This is a genomic window from Salinicoccus sp. HZC-1 (assembly GCF_046736035.1).
Classification (GTDB): domain Bacteria; phylum Bacillota; class Bacilli; order Staphylococcales; family Salinicoccaceae; genus Salinicoccus.
In genome coordinates this window covers 2,089,493-2,109,044 of record NZ_CP177130.1, presented here as the reverse complement: position 1 = coordinate 2,109,044, position 19,552 = coordinate 2,089,493, and the positions used below count along the sequence as shown (strand labels likewise).

Below are 19,552 nucleotides of genomic sequence, written 5' to 3'. Positions count from 1 at the left end.
TCGTGTATAAAATGAGTATTTAATCTGACGAAAACTAAATGTAAAATTAAGTTTAAAAAATGACTGTTATTGAAAGTTTATTAGATAGGGCTTTAAATTTATGACTTTCACTCTTTGATTATTAAATGTCAGCTGTTTCTTCTTCAAGTACCTTTACCAGTTTATAAAAACTGGTCTTTTTGACTCCAGACTCTTGCATCGCTTGAACTGCCGTTATTTCTTTCGCTTTCCATCTTCTATAAACTTCTCGAAATTCTTCTGAAACACAAACCGCAGGTCTGCCAAACTGAACGCCATTCTGTAACGCCAGATCGATTCCCTCACGTTGCCGTTTTCGAATGCGTTCACGCTCCTCTTCTGCCATCCACGATAGAATCTGTAGGACCAAATCGGCAATAAATGTTCCCATACTGTCTTTGTACTGTATCGTATCGAGTAACGGCATATCCAGTACGACAATATCTGTTTCAATATTTTTCGTAAGGTCGTTCCATTCTTGCAGAATCTCTTCTTTGTTCCGGCCAAATCGATCAAGTGAATGGATATATAAGATATCCCCTTTTCGTATGATGCGTTTCAACAACTGGTAATTCGCTCGCTCAAAGTTCTTGCCACTTTGCTTGTCTAAATAAATGTCCCGTTCATTAATGTCCATACTTTTCATGACTTCTTTTTGACGGCCTTCATTTTGATCTTTGCTGCTGACTCTTATATAACCAAATCTACGCTGTTCCATCATTCACCTCTAAAAGGATAATTTTATCTAACTATAACCGAAAACCGTCCGTAAAAGTATATGTAAATAATTGAACGTCCATAAAATAATTTAGTATGTTTACGAACTTTCATTTTGATCTATTCTAAATGTTTTCGAAGTGTCCGCAAAAGTGTACTTTTGTGAACCACAATATGCTGTACTTAATTGAATATGATTGTTCATAAATCTAAAATAAATACTAAGCAAGGTGTATACGGTGCTCTAATATTACCATTACGACAACCTAAGCATTACCATCAAAATCGCACGCCTCGCTACGACTCGAATCGGATAATATATCATCCTCCTCCTCATTCTGAATATTTTTTACAGCCAGATGATCTTAAAAGGAGAAAACATTTATGGAGATGGCATTCAATGCCATGAGGTTGATGATTTACCGTCTAAGAGGCAGAGGTGCCAATGCAGCAGAAAGATAATGAAACAAAGCGCTTTATCAGAGAAAATAAAAAATTTTAAATCAGCAATCAAAAATTGATTTACATCAATTCTTTTAACGGCAAAAAGTAATATACTTGAATTGTAGAGAAGGAAACGCATAAAATTTATGTAGGAGAGATATATTATGCAAAAAGCAACCATTCAATTAGAAACTTTATCATGTCCATCATGTATCCAGAAGATTGATAACGCTGTAAAAGGTTTGGACGGTGTGGAAAAAGACAGCGTCAAAGTCATGTTCAACGCAAGTAAAGTCAAAGTAAATTTTGATGAATCAGTCACGCCGATTGAAAATATAGAAAATGCGATTGAAAACCTGGGGTACCCGGTCACCAAATCAAAAGTAAAAGCTGTCTAATTTACAATAAAATGAAATTACTTCCACAGTTTATTTAGCAATAGTGTAAGCAAATAGTAAAAACGATAGGAGGAACAGAAATGACACGAGATAAAACACCGCAAGAAAGATTGAAAGAGGAGCAAGAGCATAAAGAGCATGTCCACCATACAAAAATCAACGCAGCAGCCATTGCAGATCACATTTTAGGGAACATCCACACGATGCATGTAAAGTTACATCAATATCATTGGTATGTGAAGGGACCGCATTTCTTCAGTCTCCATGGCAAATTGAAAGAACTGTACAACGTAAATGAAGAGTGGTTCGATAAAATCGCGGAACGATTGATTGCTTCCGGCCATAAACCAGCTTCGACTACTGCTGAATTAGAGGAATATTCCATGCTTTTAGAAGACCCGGCCCACAAGTATTTGGAAGCAGAAGAAATGATTGAAAATGTGATTGAAGATTTCAGAAGCACCCGTGGCTTAACCATTCGTGCTATCCATTTGGCACGAGAAGAAGGCGATGATGTGCTAGAAGATACACTGATTGCTTTCAAAAAGTATTTGTATGAAAATATTTGGATGCTGCAAGCCTATCTTGGCAAAGAAGCATTGGAAGATGACGATGATTTTGAAGTGGATGATGACGAAGAATAAACCTGCCTTGCGCACATTAAATATTTGTAATTTAGCCTAGCCAAAAAAACAAATCGTTTTTTTGGCTAGGCTGCTTTTGAATGAACTGAAGAAATTTGAGATGAAACGCCTGATTGATGAAGTCACCACGGATGAAACCACTTATAATCGAATCCACGGAGGTAATGAGGTATTGAATTTGAATTGACGTTCAGTTTTATCATATTTTTATCGAGTCCTGCAGAATGTGATCTATCACTTTGCAGGGTTTTTCCGTGGACCAGAATGTCATCATCAAATATTGAAGGGAGGCGAGATCGTTGTTTGTAGAATACCTGTCATCCATGAAGGTTTTTGAAGCTTTGAACAAAGAAGAGATTTCTGCTATCGCTGAAATTGCTTATCATAAAAATATAGAAAAAGACACCCATCTATTTCATATGGGGGAGGGAATGACCAATGTCTATTTCGTGGTCAAAGGCAACATGAAAATATATCTCATTGATGAAGAAGACCGTGAGCAGATCATCAACTTCCTCGCCAAAAATGAGATGTTTCCGCACCATGCGATATTGAGGAGTGACCCCTATTTGGCAAACGCATTGTCAACTGAAAATTCCGAAGTAGTTTTCATAGATAAAGGGACTTTGAAGATGTGATCCGGAAAAATCCAAATATCGCGGTCAAACTGCTCAATTATATAGGAGAAATGATCATCGACCTCCAGTACTGGCTACAGGAGAAGATTTTAAAACCGACGGACAAGCAAGTCCTCCTGCTGATCCGCCGACTTGCATATGCCCATGGGCTTGTACTTGGTGATGGTCGGCGTGAAATCACGTTGAAGTTCACCAAGCATGAGATGGCGAACATGATTGGTCTCGCCCGCGAAACCGTCAGCCGCAACATCTCCATGTTCAGGAAACTCGGCATACTGGAAATCAGCAAATCCGGCAAGATGATTGTCGATCTGGATGAGCTGAAGTTGTATGGATGACGATTTCAAACAACGTGGACTTTGCACTTGAAAGGCTGGTGACGGTGTTGGTCATCGCATGTCCTCATGCGCTCGGGCTTGCCATCCCCTCGTCACGGCACGGTCGACATCCATCGGCGCGAGCAACGGTTTGATTGTGAAAAACCGTGAATCTCTGGAAACTGCCAATCAGTTGGATGTGGTCATGATGGATAAGACCGGCATGCTCACAGAAGGCAACTTTGCAGTGAATCATTTTGAAAGCTTCAATGATGCCTATTCTGATGAGGAAGTACTCGGATTCATGACAGCAATGGGAAAAAGTTCGAGTCACCCGCCGACATTGGGTATTTTGGACAAAGCAGCAGAAAAAGATATCAATATCCCGCGCGCCGAAGATGTCAACAACATACCGGGCATCGGACTGGAAGCCACAATTGCGGGTAAAGACATGAAAATAACAAGTGTTTCTTATTTTGAAGATAATGATATGGATTATGGTAAGGAACAGTTTGAATCCCTTGCAGGGCAGGGGAAATCGGTCAGTTTCCTGGTCATAGACGGTGAAAACAGCGGCATCGTTGCACAGGGCGACCAGATCAAATCAAGTTCCAAAGGCATGGTGAGAAATCTGATCGACCGAGGCATCGAACCTGTCATGCTGACAGGGGACAACAGGCAGGCAGAGAAGACGATGAGTAAGACAGTACAGAACTTGTGACTCGGGACAGGATATAATATAATCGCGGTCCCACTTGCAACAGGCGTACTCGCTTCAGCCGGGCTTATCCTATCTCCTGCTGTCGGTGCAATACTGATGTCGATCAGCACGGTCGTTGTTGCACTGAACGCCATGACATTGAGATTGAACTAGTATTAACCAGCAAATTAAGGGTTGTAATTCTTAACTTAAACTTGAAATTTACGAATCTTGATAAATACGTATAACAGTCGGAGAACATGAAACTTTGGAGAAATCTCCAGGGTTCCTTCATTTTATATTATCAATCAGATCCTCAAGGAACAGCATATCGTCAATCGGCTGCGTGCCCATGGGCTTCGGACGGGCGGAGGAAATGGCTATGACTACGTCTTCTTCCGGGTCGATATGGATGACCTGTCCATGGATGCCGACTGCCTGAAAGGCCTTGTTCTCTTTGGACTTCTGCGTCCATGCGGGCCACCACATCAAACCATAATCGACCGTCTCCCCGTTTTCCAGAGTCGTCGGCTGACCGGCCATTTCTGTCCATCCTTCGGGTAAAATTTGCTTACCGCCCGCTTTTCCACCCTCAAGGAAGAACTGGCCGAAGCGTGCATAATCCCTCAAGACAGCGGAAAAACCGCTGCCGCCGATTTCATTGCCGTCCGGGGAATCCAGCCACCATGCCGCTTTGCTTTCCATGCCGTATGGTTCCCAAATCTTTTCATATAAGTAATCGGACAAACTTTTACATGTTGCACCGATGACGATTTCACTGGCCACTGTCGTCTCCCCCGTAGAATAGTTATGGACATGACCGGGTTCTCCTGCGCTTGGAAGATCAGCCATCACTTCAAGCAGGGCGCCCGGGTTCCGGGAGAGCTGGGCTTTTAAAAAAGCACGGCGGTCCGAGCCGGGATTGGTGTAAGCCTCATCCCACTCCACGCCTGAGTTCATGCCCAAAATATGACGGACCGTGGTGTTTTCATAAGCACTGCTCTTCAATTCCGGTACATATTTCACCGTCGGATCGTCAAGGCTCTCTATGTAACCGTCTTGGATCGCCGCCCCCACCAGTGTTGAAGTAATCGCCTTTGCGACCGACATCGACATCCAGCGCGTGTCGGGGCTGTTGCCGTGAAAATAGTTTTCATAAACGAGTCTCCCCTCTTTCAGCACCACGATCCCCGTCACCGAATTCAAAGCCACATAATCATATAGATCATAATTCTGCTCCGTTTTATCAGTTGTCGTGTCTTTGATCCTCGATTGGAAAGGCTGAAGAGACTCCCTCGACTGCTCAAAAGGCTCCGGTCTGGTTGAAGCGAGAATTGTGCGTGTCGGAAAAAGCCGTTCAATATTACGGAATGTGTTGATGGCAAGATCCGGGAACATGTCCCCGTTGTAAATATTATCTATAGTGCCGATTTTCTCTTTTGCATGTCTGTATGTACTCATTACCATTCCCCTTCTGACTCAATAATGATGAAAATGCCTTACTTAATCCATACCCTCTATTAATAATCCCACATCTCAAATATAAAAAAAATGTTGTGCATTTCTCCAAATCCACTATTGTTTATTCAGTATTAAAAGAGGAAACCATGTAATAAGGCAACTTTTAATGAATTGCCCCTCTAAAGTTGAACTCAATTTTAACTTTAGGGTGTTTTGCAAAACAAAAGAAGTCTATGAGATTTCATAAGACGATTCAGCTACACTCAAACTGTCCATTACATATATTAATTCAACCAACAAAGCAAACTTAACAATATATCTACTTTAACAAACTTTAGTGTGGATTATGGTTTCTTGCATGATATATAGAATTGCCATATTATGATGCCGTAGAAATTATTACAGACTAATCAGAGTGTGTCCACATCGAAATTTTATAATCTTGACCTCAGTCAATTTTTATACGAAGCTAAAACTTTATACTTTAACCAACAAGAAAATATAGAGAGATGGAGGAAGTATCATGCAGAGGGCTATATTAGATATGAAAAACCTGATTACGTTGATTAGTGCAACCTTGATCATACTTGGATTCTATGGTCGATTTGGTATGGGTAACATGTTCGTCTTCGATTTGTCACTCATCATTGCAACTGTCATTGGAATCACACCGATCGCAATTCAAGCTTATCAGGCATTAAAAGTAAAGGTTATCAGTATTGACGTATTGGTCACAATTGCCGTTGTCGGTGCTTTGCTGATTCAAAACTATGAAGAATCCGCAATCGTTACATTCTTATTCTTATTTGGTTCTTATTTAGAACAGCGTACACTCAAACGGACACGATCGGCCATCAGAGAACTAACGGAAATGGCGCCGGAAAGTGCTTTGAAACAAAACGCGGCTGGTGAATTCGAAGAAGTGGACGTTGATGATGTAGATGAAGGTGATGTTTTATTAGTAAAAACTGGTGCGAAAATACCCGTCGATGGCACCGTTTTAACTGGTGAAGGCCATATCAATGAAGCAAGTATCACTGGTGAATCTATTCCAGTGAGTAAAATGAACGGATCAGAAGTATTCGCAGGCACAATTTTGGAAAACGGGACGATTCAAATAGAAGCTGACCGTATCGGGGAAGATACAACGTTCGGTAAGATTATCGAATTGGTGGAAGAAGCACAAGATTCCAAGTCGGAAGCAGAACGCTTTATCGACCGATTCTCCAAATACTATACACCGGCGGTCCTGGTACTGGGTGTCATCGTCTGGCTGTTCACCAATAATGTTGAACTGGCGATTACAGTTCTGGTCCTGGGCTGTCCAGGCGCCTTAGTGATCGGGGTCCCTGTCTCCAACGTTTCCGGTATTGGGAATGGTGCCCGTAACGGCGTGCTTTTAAAAGGCAGCGAAGTCATCAACGATTTCAGTAAAGTGGATACAATCCTTTTTGATAAGACAGGTACATTGACCATTGGAAACCCTGAAGTTGCAGAAAAGGAGTTTTACGGAGATGACATGGATGAAGTGCTTGGATATCTGGCCAGTGTAGAGCGGGAATCAGATCACCCTCTGGCAAAAGCCGTGCTGCAGGATATTGGACCAACGAACTTCTCTGATGTAGATGAAACGGAAGTTGTCAAAGGCGGCGGCATCATCGCTAAAGTCGCCGGTCACCGTGTCGCAGTAGGAAATGTCGCTTTGATGGAAAAAGAAAATATTGAGTTGAATGAAACGGTCAGACAAGATCTGAAACGTTTTGAGGAAAACGGGAACTCCCTTGTACTGACTGCAGTGGATGGTGTGTTGCAGGTATTGATGGGGATTCGGGATCAAATTCGACCGGGTGTTAAAGCGGACTTGCAAAACCTGAAAAAGCTTGGTGTTAAAAACCTCGTTGTACTTTCAGGCGATAACCAGGGCACTGTGGATGCCGTTGCCAGCGAACTTGGATTGACAGAAGCCTACGGCCATATGTTGCCGGAAGACAAGTCCGCTCATCTTGAAAAATTACAATCAGAAGGGCAAATAGTGGCATTTGTCGGAGACGGCGTAAACGACAGTCCGTCCTTGGCTCTGGCCGATATCGGTATTGCCATGGGCACCGGCACAGATGTTGCGATAGAAACCTCGGATGTCGTCCTGGTGAACTCTGACTTCAGCCGATTGACTCATGCCTTGGGTCTGACAAAATCGACAGCGAGAAATATGAAGCAGAACATCACCATTGCGGTTGGCGTGGTACTGATCTTGTTGGCCGCCTTGCTGTTCAGTGACTGGATGAACATGACGATTGGCATGCTGGTACATGAATTGAGTATCCTTGTCGTCATATTCAACGCCATGAGATTGATGATTTACCGTCCAAGAGGCAAAGGTGCCAGGGCAAATGCAGCAGAAAGATAATGAAACAAAGTGCTTTACCAGAGAAAACAAAAAAATTTAAATCAGCAATCAAAAATTGATTTACATCAATTCTTTTAACGGCAAAAAGTCGTATACTTGAATTGTAGAAAGAAAACGGATAAAAATTATAAATAGGAGAGATACATTATGCAAAAAGCAACCATTCAATTAGAAACCTTATCATGTCCATCATGTCTCCAGAAGATTGATAACGCTGTAAAAGGTTTGGACGGTGTGGAAAAAGACAGCGTCAAAGTCATGTTCAACGCAAGTAAAGTCAAAGTAAATTTTGATGAATCAGTCACGCCGATTGAAAATATAGAAAATGCGATTGAAAACTTGGGTTACCCGGTCACCAAATCAAAAGTAAAAGTTGCTTGATCAAATTATTTATTTCCATTTTAACTGATTCCGGACATTCAATCGATTGTCTGGAATCTTTTATCATGAATCAATAGATAGGTAAGAGCTTAACTTTAACCAAAGCCGGTACACTATAATTAAGTTTAAGATAAATATATTTTGGAGAGACTATTATGAGTGAATATAGTCGAGATTATGAGAAGGAGAGATATGAAAATGAACAAATACACTTTCACTTACAATCTGGTTGATGGCACAAAAGTGATTTTTGAAAATATTGAAGGAAAGACGCCTCAGAGTGCTTTGAACAGTATTAAAGTCGTTGAAAATGAAAACATTTGCGGCCTGGAAAAAGTGGACGGTGATATAACCACCATGATTCATATTTTTAAAGCGAATATATTAACAATGGAGGTATCCTACCCGACGGAAGAATCAGTTCAAGCTCGTAAAAGTAAGGCAAAAGCAGCAAAAAAATAGAACTAGAATAATATAAGATATCTTTTAACCGCCCCGCATCAAAATATGATGTGAGGTGGTACTATATAAAAGCATAAAATTTTCATGTAATTTAAAATATGTAAGGAGAGATTGAATGCTGATTAATTCAGACAATCATTTTAAAAAGTTGGATATGAGTTACCAGCCCTCATCGTTAGATACAATATTCCGCAGTGATGATGAAGTTAAAATCATTGAAAATGACATCGAATCACGTCCATTGAATATCCCTTCTTTACTCGAACCAACCAGCCAGACAGACGGCCAAATAGAATATGAAATCAGAGCCCGGAGCGGAGAAACAGAAATCATCCCCGGACGAAAAACGCCGTCTCGGGGTTATAATGGAGATTTGTTAGGGCCGACGATAAAGCTTAAAAAAAATCAACAGGTCAAGATTCATACCGGCAATGATATGGATGAAGTGACCACCTATCATTGGCATGGTCTCATTGTTGACGAAGCTTCAGATGGCGGACCACAAATGACTATTGAACCTGATGAAACAAAAACAATTGACTTTAATGTTGATAATGAAGCAGCAACATTATGGTATCACCCCCATCCGCACGGTTTGACTTCAAAGCAGGTGTATGAAGGCTTAGGTGGGATGATTATAGTGGAAGATGAAAATACCGAGCGATTGAAAAAACACCTCCCTCATGAGTATGGGGTGGATGATATTCCGGTTGTCGTACAAGATCGTTTCCTGGTTGACGGGTACAAGTTGGATTACGACGACATAAAAAGTATTGATGGTACGGGAGGCGACACATTGTTGCTGAACGGTACAGCAAACGCCACCTTTGATGCTGACGGGCGCTACTTGCGAATGCGTCTGCTTAATGGTTCGAACGTAACAAATTTTGAGTTTTCATTACAAAACCACACTACATTTTATCAAATCGCCACAGACGGTGGCTTGTTAAATTATCCAATTGAACTCAAGCATTTATTTTTGTCTGCAGGTGAACGTGCTGAAATCATTATTGACTTGGAAGGTTATAAGGAAGAAGAAGTTAAATTATTTGTTAACGGAGTGACCGGTTTAACAATCAGGCGCGGAGAGAATAAAAACAATGCCGATTTTAATCCGAACATGTCCCTTCGCACAGAGATGCTTCCAGTTATTCAACCACATGAGGTCGCTAAGTATCCAAAGAAATTGATGTTGATGGCCGGAACAGATTATCGTGTATCCATCAATGGCAGGAAATATGACCCTGATAGAATTGACACTACTCAGCCTCTGGGTGAATATCAAGTCTGGGAAATTGTCAACGCCAAGGATGAAATGGAAAATTTAATTCATCCTTACCATGTTCATGGTGTGCAATTTAGAATTTTAGATCGGGATGGTAAGATACCGCCCAGAAATGAACAAGGTTGGAAAGATACAGTGCTGGTTAACCCAGGTGAAACGGTTCATATTTTATTGAAATTTACCAAACCGGGTAAGTTCATGTATCATTGCCATATATTAGAGCATGAAGAACATGGCATGATGGGTCATGTAGAAATTGATTAAAAGTAAAAATTACTATGTATTAATAGGGTGTCTATCGAAAATCCCAGAAGCATCACTTATTTTATAAATGCTAATCAGTCATTATAGACTGTGTCCATTATCTCTATATTTAGAGGTAATGGACATTTTTAAATTTTAAAATATTAATGTCTTTATGATTAATTGGGGATATCTGATAAAACGCAGGTGTAATCGGCAAAGGGCTCCTCTTTAATGAACTTCATCCTAATTATTGTGTATTTAATATTTAGCGAAGTATGTGTCGCTTTCGATGTTATTTTGCGTAACCAACTTTAAAACTCGACTGTCTTCAGGAAAAGATAAGTTGTTTTTTTAACTATAGTGCAAGTTAGCTCCTAAATCAGTGCAAGATATCATTAAAAATGACAGGGAGTGAATTTTAATACTGAAAATATTCCAATAAACGGTCGTTTTTTAGAATAATGTAGGGAAAAGAACTGTCTAGATAACTTTGAGAAATAATAAAAAAGTAGAACTTGTTAGTCCCGCTTACTCTAAAAGTAATTAACCCTTAAAAATTATCTTTACTATTTATGACTTCAAATGCTTTTATAAGATCGATGTCCTCATTTAAATATGGGACCGTCAATAATTATGTGTAAATGAAGGCATGCCTTTTCTTGTAGTGTGCATTACCCGCTGAACATTTCAGCTAATTCTGCACGGGCCTGGTCAAAACCAATATGGCACCGTGTCGCGAACCGTTGGTTATATGCTTCAAATTGAGTGACCAGGAAACGGTCAAGGGAGTCCTCGTTCGGGAACTGCTCTTTGCGCTTACTGTACCGTTTGATTCTCTTATTGAATGACTCAATCAGATTTGTGGAGTAAATGCTTCTCCTGATTGCTTCAGGGAAATCATAAAAAGTGAACAGATCCGGATTGGCTTTCAACGATTGTGTGACTTTGGCGTAAGATTTCTTCCACTTCTCGATAAACGCGTCCAAAGCCTGCTCAGCTTCGGCCTTATCCGTGGCGCGATACAGGGACTTCAGGTCCTCACAGATTGCCTTCCGGTCCGACACACGGACCTTGTGGGAAATGTTGCGTGCAACGTGAATGAAACATGTCTGGTATTTCGCTTTTGGAAACACCGAATGAATACTGTCTTTGATACCTGGAAGCCCGACAGAAATGAAGAGCAGGACTTCCGTCACGCCCCGTGCATGGATATCTCTAATCAATTCTTTCCATACATACGCAGATTCCGTCGGCGCGACAGTATAGGCCAGCACTTCCTTGGAGCCATCCTCCCGGATGCCCACAGCGATATAGACAGCCTCTTTGGTCACTGTCTCCCGTTTGACGGGCAGGAATGTCGCATCCAGGTACACGCACACATACCGCTCGGATAACGAACGCTGGCGAAATGCCTCCACTTCTTCTGTGACCGCCTGGGTCATATTTGAAATGGTCTGGGGCGTATAGTGATGCCCATACATCCGTTCAATCAGATGGGAGATTTCAGACATCGTCACACCTTTTTGAAACATATGGATGACAAAAGATTCCAATGTGTCATTGGACCGCTTGTAAGGCGCAACAGTCTGCTGCTTGAAGTCCCCATTCCGGTCCCGGGGAATGTCAATCTGAAGGTCGCCATATTCGGTAGGTAACGTGCGGGAATAGACGCCGTTTCTGGAGTTCCCGGAATTGAAGCCCACATGGTCATACTTTTCGTAGTCCAGGAATGCAGTCAATTCGGTTTTCAGTAATGTGTTCACCGCCGTTTCCAGGTGGCTGCGGAAGATTCCTGTGACATCGTCTTTTTTTACTAGAGCTTGAATAATATCTGATGTAAAATGATCCATAGGGGTCGTCCTCTTTTCTTGGATTTGGTGTGGTAACTTAATCTTACAAGAAAAGGACGCCCTTTTTCTATTTATTCATTTACACAAACTATTTTACGCTCTCTACACTTGCGAAACACAGCAGCCTCAAATTTGAAGATATTTATATTCTTTAAAAAATAATATATTATTATTCTGTGTTTATAATGTGTTACGGATGGGTAGATTGAATCAAGGAGGATGATATTAATGAAAGCAGTTACTTATCAAGGTCATAAAAATATGGAAGTTCGAGAAGTGAATGATCCAACAATAGAAGAATCAACAGACGCAATTATAAAAATAACAGCTTCAGGTATATGTGGTTCTGATTTACATCTTTATCATCAGGGCGATTTATTCATGGATCCTGGGTTTGTTATTGGACATGAGCCAATGGGGATTGTAGAAGAAGTAGGAAAAGATGTTAAGACTCTTAAAAAAGGCGATAGAGTAGTAATCCCTTTCAACATAGGTTGTGGTGATTGCTTCTATTGTGATAATCACATGGAGTCTCAATGTGATAATTCTAATCAATCACCAGCAAACTGGAAAATGGACAATGGCGGACTTTTCGGTTTTGGTGGCATGCATGGAAACCACTGGGGAGGACAAGCAGAGTATTTGAGAGTTCCTTTTGCTGACTTCTCTTCATTCAAAGTTCCAGATAGTGACTTAAAAGACGAACAAGTATTATTCTTATCTGATGTTGTTCCAACAGCTTATTGGAGTGTAGAACATGCAGGCGTAAAATCTGGAGATGCCGTGATTGTTCTCGGTTGTGGTCCAATTGGTTTAATGGCACAAAAATTTGCTAAATTAAAAGGTGCTGAACGTGTGATTGCTATTGATAATGTGGAGCACAGATTAAACCATGCAAAAAAATTCAATGGCGCTGAAACATATAATTTTTCTAAAGAAGATAATATCGGAAAATCACTTCGTGAAACAACACGTGGTGGCGCAGATGTTGTTATAGATTGTGTGGGAATGGATGGACAAGTAGCTCAAGATGATTTAGAGATAAGTTCAAACTCAGCACAACGAGGTACTATTAGTCCAATTATTACAGCAGCTGAATCAGTAAGAAAATTTGGTACCATTCAATTAACTGGTATTTATGGTTCACCTGCAGACAATTTCCCACTAGGTTTAATTTTTAATAGAGACGTTCAAGTAAAAAGTGGACAAGCTCCAGTTATTCATCAAATGCCAAAGTTATATGAAATGATTAAAAATGAAGTTTTTGATCCAACAGAAATTATAACGCATACAATGCCTTTAGAAGAAGCAAAACAAGCTTATGATATTTTTGATCAGAAAAAAGATAACAATATTAAAGTCATTTTAAAACCGCAATGATAACTATATAAATAAAAAAGAAGTATAAACGTAACTTCTTGATTAAATGAAGAAAGCCCATTTCTATTGAAATAATATAGAAATGGGCTTTCTTATATTATTTTAATGCTATGATTGAGAGATTTTTCTATTTTATATTTAGACTCCCGAGAGAACAAGAGAAGATAAGGAATACTAGTTAAAGTTGTGTTTCGCAACAAGAAAGTACATAGAAATGCAATGAAAAGTGCAGAGGGTTGCCACCCTGTTGTGTCCACTTAACGTGATTTCGATAATGCGTGACTGAGTCGATAGCTTTCTCCGGTGAATGACAGCACGTGGGCATGGTGGATGAGCCGGTCCACCAGTGCGGCTGTCAGTCTACTGTCTACAAAGATTCTGTTCCACTGGCTGAATTCCAGGTTGGACGTGAGGATCAAGCTTTTCTGTTCATACCACTCGGAAATGAGTTGGAAAAGCAGCTCAGATCCTTCTTTCCCGAATGGGAGGTAACCCATTTCATCCAGTACAATCAAATCCACTTTCTCAAATCGTTTTCTGAAGGCGGCGAGTTTATCCTGACGTAAGGCGTGCTCCAAATGTTCCACCAGCTGAGCGACCCTGAAAAAGCGCACTTCATAACCTTGCTCGCAGGCGCTTCTACCTAATCCTGTGGCCAGATGGGTCTTACCCGTCCCCGGCGCACCAATCAGTACCACATTTTCCCGGTTTTCAATGAAAGACAGACTTTGTAATCCATCCTGATCAATATGGCCGGGAAGCCGGATCTGATCATGCCATTCATAATGCGACAAGTCCTTGTCATCCAAAAACTTGGCTTTCTTGATCAGCCGTTGAACTTTCGCCTCTTCCCGCAGTCGGAATTCTTCCGCAAAGATTGCTTCCAGAAACTGTTCGGAAGATTCATAAGGGATTTGATTATATATGTCAGCGACATAGGCCAGCCGGAGTGATTTGCACATCTCCCGTAATTGTTCACTCATGATGTACCACCGCCAGTCTGTGCAGGGGCCAATGCATCGTAGTGCGTCCAATCGACCCCATAAGGATCCTCTTCCGCTGTTGACAAGACCTCATAAAACGCCTCATTGATCTGCTTCATATCATGTGTGACCAGGAGATTGGCCAGTGTGTTCAAGCGCGCTTTCCGTAACTGGATATCTTCAACCAGTAGATAGTCTTTGACTCTCCCGGGCAAGTATTTTTCATATCGTGAGTAGGCGATGACCCTCGGCTTGTGTATCCATCCCTTGACGACCATCTGCCATGGGATGGCCCGGCGACGGTTCATGTATGGCCGGTGGTCATCCGCCAGAATTTCCCCGTCATCGGTGACTGCTTTATACCGGTCCCAGGTCAGGACGAGATGCAGCCGTGGATGGTTGGCAGCCCGAGGAATATGTATTCGGGTTTGGTCCAACGTCACTTCATTATACTTATTGACCCGGCCCTCGAGGGTTCTGAAGACGGGATAGTCTGTCGTTGGTAGATACAACAGATGGTGCTGTTCATCGTTCCAAAGCGTTTCAATGGGCACATTCTTCTCGTAATGCAGGCGGCTTCGGTCTCGCGCGAGCTGTGCGTGTAATATCTCTGACAGCTGCTCGAAACTCTCCATCACCGGGGAGGCACTGAAGAAATTGTAACGGACGTAGCCCACCTTGTTTTCCACACTGCCTTTCTCATGCCCACTGCCCGGGTTGCACACCTGGACCTCGAAGCCGTAATGGTTCTGGAACTGGATGAAGGCATCCGTCAATTCAGCTTCGCCAAACCGGGACCGGATTTTCTTGACAGCCGGTGTCAGATTATCAATCCGGATCCGTTTCGGCACACCGCCGCACTGATGGAATAATACTTTTAGCCCGTGCAGGAAACATTTCTGGTTCTCACCCGGCAGGGGGACGGCCACTGCGGCGTTACTGTAGGGGAACGACATGACCAGGGTGTGGACATCGACGAATTCGCCATCCTGTACGGTCTCCATCGTGCCAAAGTCGACTTGGGCTTCTCCCGGTGGGTGTGTCAAACGGTCATAACCTTTATCCGGACGATCATCACTGTGGCTGCGCCGCCAGTCGTCGATAAAGTAACAGACTGTGCGATATGAACCAGGGAAGCCATGGGTTTTCAACTCTTCAAACATCTGTTTCTTATTGCGGCGCAGTTTACGTTTCAATCGCCGGTCTTCAAATAGCCAACCGGAAACAATCTCTCCCCACTTTTCTTCATACATCGTTGAAGATTATATAAACCTTTACTATAAAATTATTTTTTAGATAATGATAGGCGTTCCGTCAATGCCATTTCCTCTGATTCATAACCGGGTTTACCAAGTAAAGCAAACATATTCTTTTTGTATGCTTCCACTCCCGGCTGATCAAATGGATTTACTCCTAATAGATGGCCACTAATCCCACAAGCCTTCTCAAAAAAGTAAACCAATTCACCATATGTGTACTCATTTATTTCATCAAGCTCAACCACTAAATTGGGTACTTCTCCATCAACATGAGCCAACAAAGTCCCTTGAAATGCACTTTTGTTGACTTCATCCATTGTTTTTCCCGCAAGGAAGTTTAATCCATCGAGATTTTCTGAATCCTTCTGAATAGTCATATCAATTTTAGGTTTCTTAATTTGTAAAACTGTTTCTATAAGGTTTCGTCTACCTTCCTGGATATATTGTCCCATTGAATGTAAATCTGTTGAAAAGTCGACGGAAGCAGGAAACAGGCCTTTTTGATCTTTTCCTTCGCTTTCCCCAAATAGTTGTTTCCACCATTCAGATATATAATGAAAAGATGGCTCATAATTCACCAGCAATTCAATCACTTTCCCCTTATTGTAGAGAGCATTTCGTACGGCAGCATATTGGTAGCATTCATTTGTCATTAAATCAGGATTATTGTACTTACGTGCTGCCGATGCAGCACCTGCCATCATTTGATTAATGTCTAGACCAGCAACAGCTATAGGTAAGAGACCTACGGCTGTTAAGACAGAATACCTTCCACCTACATCATCTGGAATAACAAATGTTTCATATCCTTCTACGTCAGCCAGTTTTTTTAATGCACCTTTTTCCTGATCAGTCGTAGCATAAATACGTGTTTTTGCCCCTTCCTTTCCATACTTTTGTTCTAAATAGTCACGAAAGATACGGAAGGCTAAGGCAGGCTCTGTTGTTGTTCCTGATTTAGAAATAACATTAACCGAAATATCTTTTCCTTCTAATAGCTCCAATAAATGCATGAGATAAGTGGAACTGATATTGTTCCCAGCAAAATAAACTTGTGTCTTATCGTTTATTTGATTATGAAAAGTATGAGACAAAGCTTCAATTGCCGATTTTGCCCCTAAATAAGAACCACCAATGCCAATAACAATTAAAGCATCTGATTGATTTTGTATCCTTTTGGCAGCCTGTTTAATACGCGAAAACTCTTCTTTATTATAGGCATGGGGTAAATCAACCCATCCAAGAAAATCAGAACCAAGACCTTTTTTTTCATGAAGCATATCATGAGCTACTTTTACAAAATCGCTTAGTCCTTCTACTTCACTTTTTTTCATAAATGGCAAAGCATTGGTATAATCAAACGAAATAGTCATATCTTATATTTCCTCCCTAGAGCTAGTTTTGGTTATTTTTTCAATTTTAGTCAGTTTTTTTCACGGCATGTCCACCAAACTCATTGCGAAGAGCTGCAACAACTTTCCCATTAAATGTGTCCGTATCAAGTGATCTGTAACGCATTAATAAGGACATAGCAATGACCGGTGTTGCTGTTTGTAAGTCTAAAGCCGTTTCTAAAGTCCATTTAGCTTCACCTGATGAACGCATAATTCCTTTGATTTCATCAAGTTTCGCATCTTTCGTAAAGGCAATCTCAGTAAGCTCCATTAGCCAGGAACGAATAACGGATCCATTATTCCATACTCTTGCAACTTGCTCATAGTCATAATCGAACTCACTTTTTTCTAAAACCTCAAATCCTTCCCCAATGGCAGCCATCATGCCATATTCAATACCATTATGAACCATTTTTAGAAAGTGGCCGCTTCCTGGTTTTCCTGCATAAATATAGCCATTTTTAACAGCTGTATCACGGAAGATGGTTTCAACAACCTCCCAAGCCTCAGGATCACCTCCTATCATGTAGTTCGCTCCATTACGGGCACCTTCCGTACCGCCAGATGTACCCGCATCCATAAAGCTAACACCAATTTCTTTTAATTGGTTATAACGGCGAATAGATTCTTTATAATGGGAGTTTCCAGCTTCGATTACAATATCTCCCTTTTCTAAGAAAGGTGTAATTTCACTTATGACAGAGTCTACAACACTATGTGGTACCATAATCCATAAAATCCTTGGTTTAACTAATGATTGAATAAGTTCTTTAATGTTTGTCGTACCTTCAGCACCATACTCTTTCATTTCATCTACTGCTTGAGCATTTAAATCATATGCTACAACCTGATGTTTATGGTCAATTAAGTTCTTACCAAGATTCAATCCCATTTTTCCTAATCCAATTAATCCAACTTGCATATGTTATTCCTCCCAAAATTATATTAATTCTTCAAATTTTTTCTGATTTGTATTACATTTGGTGACTTTACCACCACTTATATCCATCTTCTACTAATAATTGATGAGCAGGTTTTGGTCCCATTGTTCCAGAGGAATAAGAATGAAGAGGAACTCTATCCTCTTTAAATGCCTCTAAAATAGGTTCTATCCATTCCCAAGATGTTTCTGCTTCGTTCCAATGAGCAAAAAATGTTGAATCTCCAACAAGAGCATCAAATAACAATAGTTCATAGGCTTCGGGTATGTCTTGATTGCTCGCTGAAAAATCTACTGTGATAGGTTCCATTTCTCCATTTATTGGATTTTTGCTATTTAACTGTAGCGATACACCCTCATTTGGATTTATATTTATCGTTAATAGATTGGGTTCTATCTGTTCTCTTTCAGAAGCAGCATAATCCTTTAACGCATTTTTAAATTCAATGACTATTTTTGTTGTTTTTTCCGCCATTCTCTTTCCAGTTCGTATATAAAACGGAACCCCATCCCAGAAGGAATTATCAATCCATAGACGAGCCGCAATAAATGTATCATTTTGAGAAGAAGCATCAACGCCAGTCTCTTCTCTATATGCAACTAGAGGTTCTCCATTTATTTCTCCGCTCTCATATTGACCACGAATAACGTGAACACCTACAGTATCCTTTTGTAATGGACGCAAAGATTTCATCACTTTGCTTTTCTCATTTCGAATATCATTTGCTGTAATTCGTTCAGGCAAATGCATGGCTATCATCATTACCAGCTGCAGCATGTGATTTTGAACCATATCACGAATGGCTCCTGTTTTGTCATAATAATCAGCTCTCTCTTCAACACCAACGATTTCACTTGCCGTAATTTGGACATTGGCAATAAATTGATTGTTCCACAATGATTGCAATACAGGATTAGCAGAAGCTAAGGATTCAAGGTTCTGAACCATTGGTTTTCCTAGATAATGATCGATACGATAAATTTCATCTTCTTCAAAAACTCTGCTTAGTTTTTCGTTTAATTCTTGGGCTGATTTTACATCATGTCCAAATGGTTTCTCGATAATCAATCGTCTCCATCCATTTGTTGCGCCCAATCCACTATCCTTGATGTTCATGGCAATCACGTCAAAAAACTCGGGAGCGACGGATAAATAGAACATTCGATTTTCTTCCATATTCCGGTCTCTTTCATTTTGTTGAACAAGTTCCAACAACTTCATATAGCCTTCAGTTTGGGTAAAATCAAGCTGGCAATAACGAAATGCCTTGACGAACTCTCCTTTTTTAGATTTATCATTAATCAAATGTCTAGAAAATGTATACAAGGAATCGATTACGCTGGATTGAAATCCAACATCAGAAAATTCATCTATTCCTACACCAATAACTGAAAAAGACTTTGGTAATTTTTGATTCCGATATAAATTAAACAAGGCAGGGTAGATTTTTCTTTTAGCTAAATCCCCTGTTGCCCCAAATAATACAAACGTCATAGAATCCATTTCGAATTCCTCACTTTCTTAAGCTAGTTCTAATCAAATAAATACAAGTATTATTATTACCCTATTTTTACATGGGTATTTTGATTATTTCCTCCTGTATAGGAACAAATTTTAATTTTACTTA

17 protein-coding genes and 1 pseudogene are annotated in these 19,552 nt (G+C 40.6%); 10 read left to right on the top strand and 8 right to left on the bottom strand.

Annotated elements, in window-relative coordinates; genetic code table 11:
- Nucleotides 1-121 precede the first annotated feature (121 nt).
- A complete protein-coding gene (locus ACKRAT_RS11060) occupies nt 122-736 on the bottom strand; it encodes a recombinase family protein (protein WP_411844446.1) in 615 nt (204 codons plus the stop codon).
- A gap of 607 nt (nt 737-1,343) precedes the next feature.
- Here ACKRAT_RS11060 and ACKRAT_RS11055 point away from each other — a divergent pair.
- From ACKRAT_RS11055 to ACKRAT_RS11035, 5 genes and pseudogenes are all read left to right on the top strand, one after another.
- Nucleotides 1,344-1,577, top strand: coding sequence for a heavy-metal-associated domain-containing protein (locus ACKRAT_RS11055; RefSeq protein WP_213809854.1), 234 nt, complete (start codon nt 1,344-1,346; stop codon nt 1,575-1,577).
- An 80-nt stretch (nt 1,578-1,657) separates the two neighbouring features.
- Entirely contained in the window at nt 1,658-2,221 is a 564-nt protein-coding gene (locus ACKRAT_RS11050) for a Dps family protein (protein WP_124011086.1), read from the top strand.
- 299 nt (nt 2,222-2,520) lie between these two features.
- On the top strand, nt 2,521-2,859 hold the full coding sequence (locus ACKRAT_RS11045; protein WP_271397634.1) for a cyclic nucleotide-binding domain-containing protein: 339 nt from the start codon (nt 2,521-2,523) through the stop codon (nt 2,857-2,859).
- 50 nt (nt 2,860-2,909) lie between these two features.
- Nucleotides 2,910-3,197 carry a helix-turn-helix domain-containing protein gene (locus ACKRAT_RS11040; protein WP_271397734.1) on the top strand — a complete coding sequence of 96 codons (288 nt, stop codon included), beginning with the start codon at nt 2,910-2,912 and terminating at the stop codon, nt 3,195-3,197.
- Nucleotides 3,185-4,050, top strand: a pseudogene (locus ACKRAT_RS11035) (HAD family hydrolase); the annotation flags it as partial. The gene ACKRAT_RS11040 and the pseudogene ACKRAT_RS11035, both read left to right, overlap by 13 nt.
- A 117-nt stretch (nt 4,051-4,167) precedes the next feature.
- On the opposite strand, the gene ACKRAT_RS11030 reads toward ACKRAT_RS11035, so the two are convergent.
- Entirely contained in the window at nt 4,168-5,337 is a 1,170-nt protein-coding gene (locus ACKRAT_RS11030; protein WP_124011083.1) for a serine hydrolase domain-containing protein, read from the bottom strand.
- Between the two features lie 523 nt (nt 5,338-5,860).
- Between ACKRAT_RS11030 and ACKRAT_RS11025 the strand changes: the two genes are divergently transcribed.
- The 4 genes from ACKRAT_RS11025 to ACKRAT_RS11010 all read left to right on the top strand — a co-directional run bounded on the left by ACKRAT_RS11025 (nt 5,861) and on the right by ACKRAT_RS11010 (nt 10,136).
- On the top strand, nt 5,861-7,744 hold the full coding sequence (locus tag ACKRAT_RS11025; protein WP_411842461.1) for a heavy metal translocating P-type ATPase: 1,884 nt from the start codon (nt 5,861-5,863) through the stop codon (nt 7,742-7,744).
- 147 nt (nt 7,745-7,891) lie between these two features.
- Nucleotides 7,892-8,125, top strand: a complete 234-nt coding sequence (locus ACKRAT_RS11020) for a heavy-metal-associated domain-containing protein (protein ID WP_202809393.1) — start codon at nt 7,892-7,894, stop codon at nt 8,123-8,125.
- 198 nt (nt 8,126-8,323) lie between these two features.
- Entirely contained in the window at nt 8,324-8,587 is a 264-nt protein-coding gene (locus ACKRAT_RS11015) for a hypothetical protein (protein ID WP_092596271.1), read from the top strand.
- 115 nt (nt 8,588-8,702) lie between these two features.
- Nucleotides 8,703-10,136 carry a multicopper oxidase family protein gene (locus tag ACKRAT_RS11010; RefSeq protein ID WP_285326970.1) on the top strand — a complete coding sequence of 478 codons (1,434 nt, stop codon included), beginning with the start codon at nt 8,703-8,705 and terminating at the stop codon, nt 10,134-10,136.
- Nucleotides 10,137-10,789: 653 nt separating this feature from the next.
- Here ACKRAT_RS11010 and ACKRAT_RS11005 read toward each other — a convergent pair.
- Entirely contained in the window at nt 10,790-11,968 is a 1,179-nt protein-coding gene (locus ACKRAT_RS11005; RefSeq protein ID WP_411842460.1) for an IS256 family transposase, read from the bottom strand.
- A 228-nt stretch (nt 11,969-12,196) separates the two neighbouring features.
- On the opposite strand from ACKRAT_RS11005, the gene ACKRAT_RS11000 reads away from it, so the two are divergent.
- Nucleotides 12,197-13,348, top strand: coding sequence for a zinc-dependent alcohol dehydrogenase (locus tag ACKRAT_RS11000; RefSeq protein WP_411842459.1), 1,152 nt, complete (start codon nt 12,197-12,199; stop codon nt 13,346-13,348).
- A 257-nt stretch (nt 13,349-13,605) separates the two neighbouring features.
- Here ACKRAT_RS11000 and istB read toward each other — a convergent pair whose 3' ends face one another.
- The 5 genes from istB to zwf all read right to left on the bottom strand — a co-directional run bounded on the left by istB (nt 13,606) and on the right by zwf (nt 19,428).
- Nucleotides 13,606-14,331 carry an IS21-like element helper ATPase IstB gene (gene istB / locus ACKRAT_RS10995; protein ID WP_372909175.1) on the bottom strand — a complete coding sequence of 242 codons (726 nt, stop codon included), beginning with the start codon at nt 14,329-14,331 and terminating at the stop codon, nt 13,606-13,608.
- Nucleotides 14,328-15,584 (bottom strand): IS21 family transposase, encoded by a 1,257-nt coding sequence (gene istA, locus ACKRAT_RS10990; protein ID WP_411842458.1) that lies wholly within the window; start codon nt 15,582-15,584, stop codon nt 14,328-14,330. The genes istB and istA overlap by 4 nt, the downstream gene beginning before the upstream one ends.
- A 32-nt stretch (nt 15,585-15,616) precedes the next feature.
- A complete protein-coding gene (locus ACKRAT_RS10985) occupies nt 15,617-16,963 on the bottom strand; it encodes a glucose-6-phosphate isomerase (protein ID WP_373894771.1) in 1,347 nt (448 codons plus the stop codon).
- A 46-nt stretch (nt 16,964-17,009) separates the two neighbouring features.
- Nucleotides 17,010-17,906: a phosphogluconate dehydrogenase (NAD(+)-dependent, decarboxylating) gene (gene gnd / locus ACKRAT_RS10980; protein ID WP_411842457.1), complete on the bottom strand. Its 897-nt coding sequence runs from the start codon at nt 17,904-17,906 to the stop codon at nt 17,010-17,012.
- A gap of 67 nt (nt 17,907-17,973) precedes the next feature.
- Nucleotides 17,974-19,428: a glucose-6-phosphate dehydrogenase gene (zwf, locus tag ACKRAT_RS10975; RefSeq protein WP_411842456.1), complete on the bottom strand. Its 1,455-nt coding sequence runs from the start codon at nt 19,426-19,428 to the stop codon at nt 17,974-17,976.
- Nucleotides 19,429-19,552: the final 124 nt, after the last annotated feature.

Excerpts from the sequence above, each read along its gene's own strand:
- ACKRAT_RS11005 (WP_411842460.1), bottom strand. The coding sequence starts at position 11,968 with ATGGATCATTTTACATCAGATATTATTCAAGCTCTAGTAAAAAAAGAC.
- ACKRAT_RS11000 (WP_411842459.1), top strand. The coding sequence starts at position 12,197 with ATGAAAGCAGTTACTTATCAAGGTCATAAAAATATGGAAGTTCGAGAA.
- zwf (WP_411842456.1), bottom strand. The coding sequence starts at position 19,428 with ATGGATTCTATGACGTTTGTATTATTTGGGGCAACAGGGGATTTAGCT.
- ACKRAT_RS11050 (WP_124011086.1), top strand. The coding sequence starts at position 1,658 with ATGACACGAGATAAAACACCGCAAGAAAGATTGAAAGAGGAGCAAGAG.
- ACKRAT_RS10985 (WP_373894771.1), bottom strand. The coding sequence starts at position 16,963 with ATGACTATTTCGTTTGATTATACCAATGCTTTGCCATTTATGAAAAAA.
- istB (WP_372909175.1), bottom strand. The coding sequence starts at position 14,331 with ATGAGTGAACAATTACGGGAGATGTGCAAATCACTCCGGCTGGCCTAT.
- ACKRAT_RS11055 (WP_213809854.1), top strand. The coding sequence starts at position 1,344 with ATGCAAAAAGCAACCATTCAATTAGAAACTTTATCATGTCCATCATGT.
- ACKRAT_RS11060 (WP_411844446.1), bottom strand. The coding sequence starts at position 736 with ATGGAACAGCGTAGATTTGGTTATATAAGAGTCAGCAGCAAAGATCAA.
- ACKRAT_RS11015 (WP_092596271.1), top strand. The coding sequence starts at position 8,324 with ATGAACAAATACACTTTCACTTACAATCTGGTTGATGGCACAAAAGTG.
- gnd (WP_411842457.1), bottom strand. The coding sequence starts at position 17,906 with ATGCAAGTTGGATTAATTGGATTAGGAAAAATGGGATTGAATCTTGGT.
- ACKRAT_RS11030 (WP_124011083.1), bottom strand. The coding sequence starts at position 5,337 with ATGAGTACATACAGACATGCAAAAGAGAAAATCGGCACTATAGATAAT.
- ACKRAT_RS11040 (WP_271397734.1), top strand. The coding sequence starts at position 2,910 with ATGATCATCGACCTCCAGTACTGGCTACAGGAGAAGATTTTAAAACCG.
- ACKRAT_RS11025 (WP_411842461.1), top strand. The coding sequence starts at position 5,861 with ATGCAGAGGGCTATATTAGATATGAAAAACCTGATTACGTTGATTAGT.
- ACKRAT_RS11010 (WP_285326970.1), top strand. The coding sequence starts at position 8,703 with ATGCTGATTAATTCAGACAATCATTTTAAAAAGTTGGATATGAGTTAC.
- ACKRAT_RS11020 (WP_202809393.1), top strand. The coding sequence starts at position 7,892 with ATGCAAAAAGCAACCATTCAATTAGAAACCTTATCATGTCCATCATGT.
- istA (WP_411842458.1), bottom strand. The coding sequence starts at position 15,584 with ATGTATGAAGAAAAGTGGGGAGAGATTGTTTCCGGTTGGCTATTTGAA.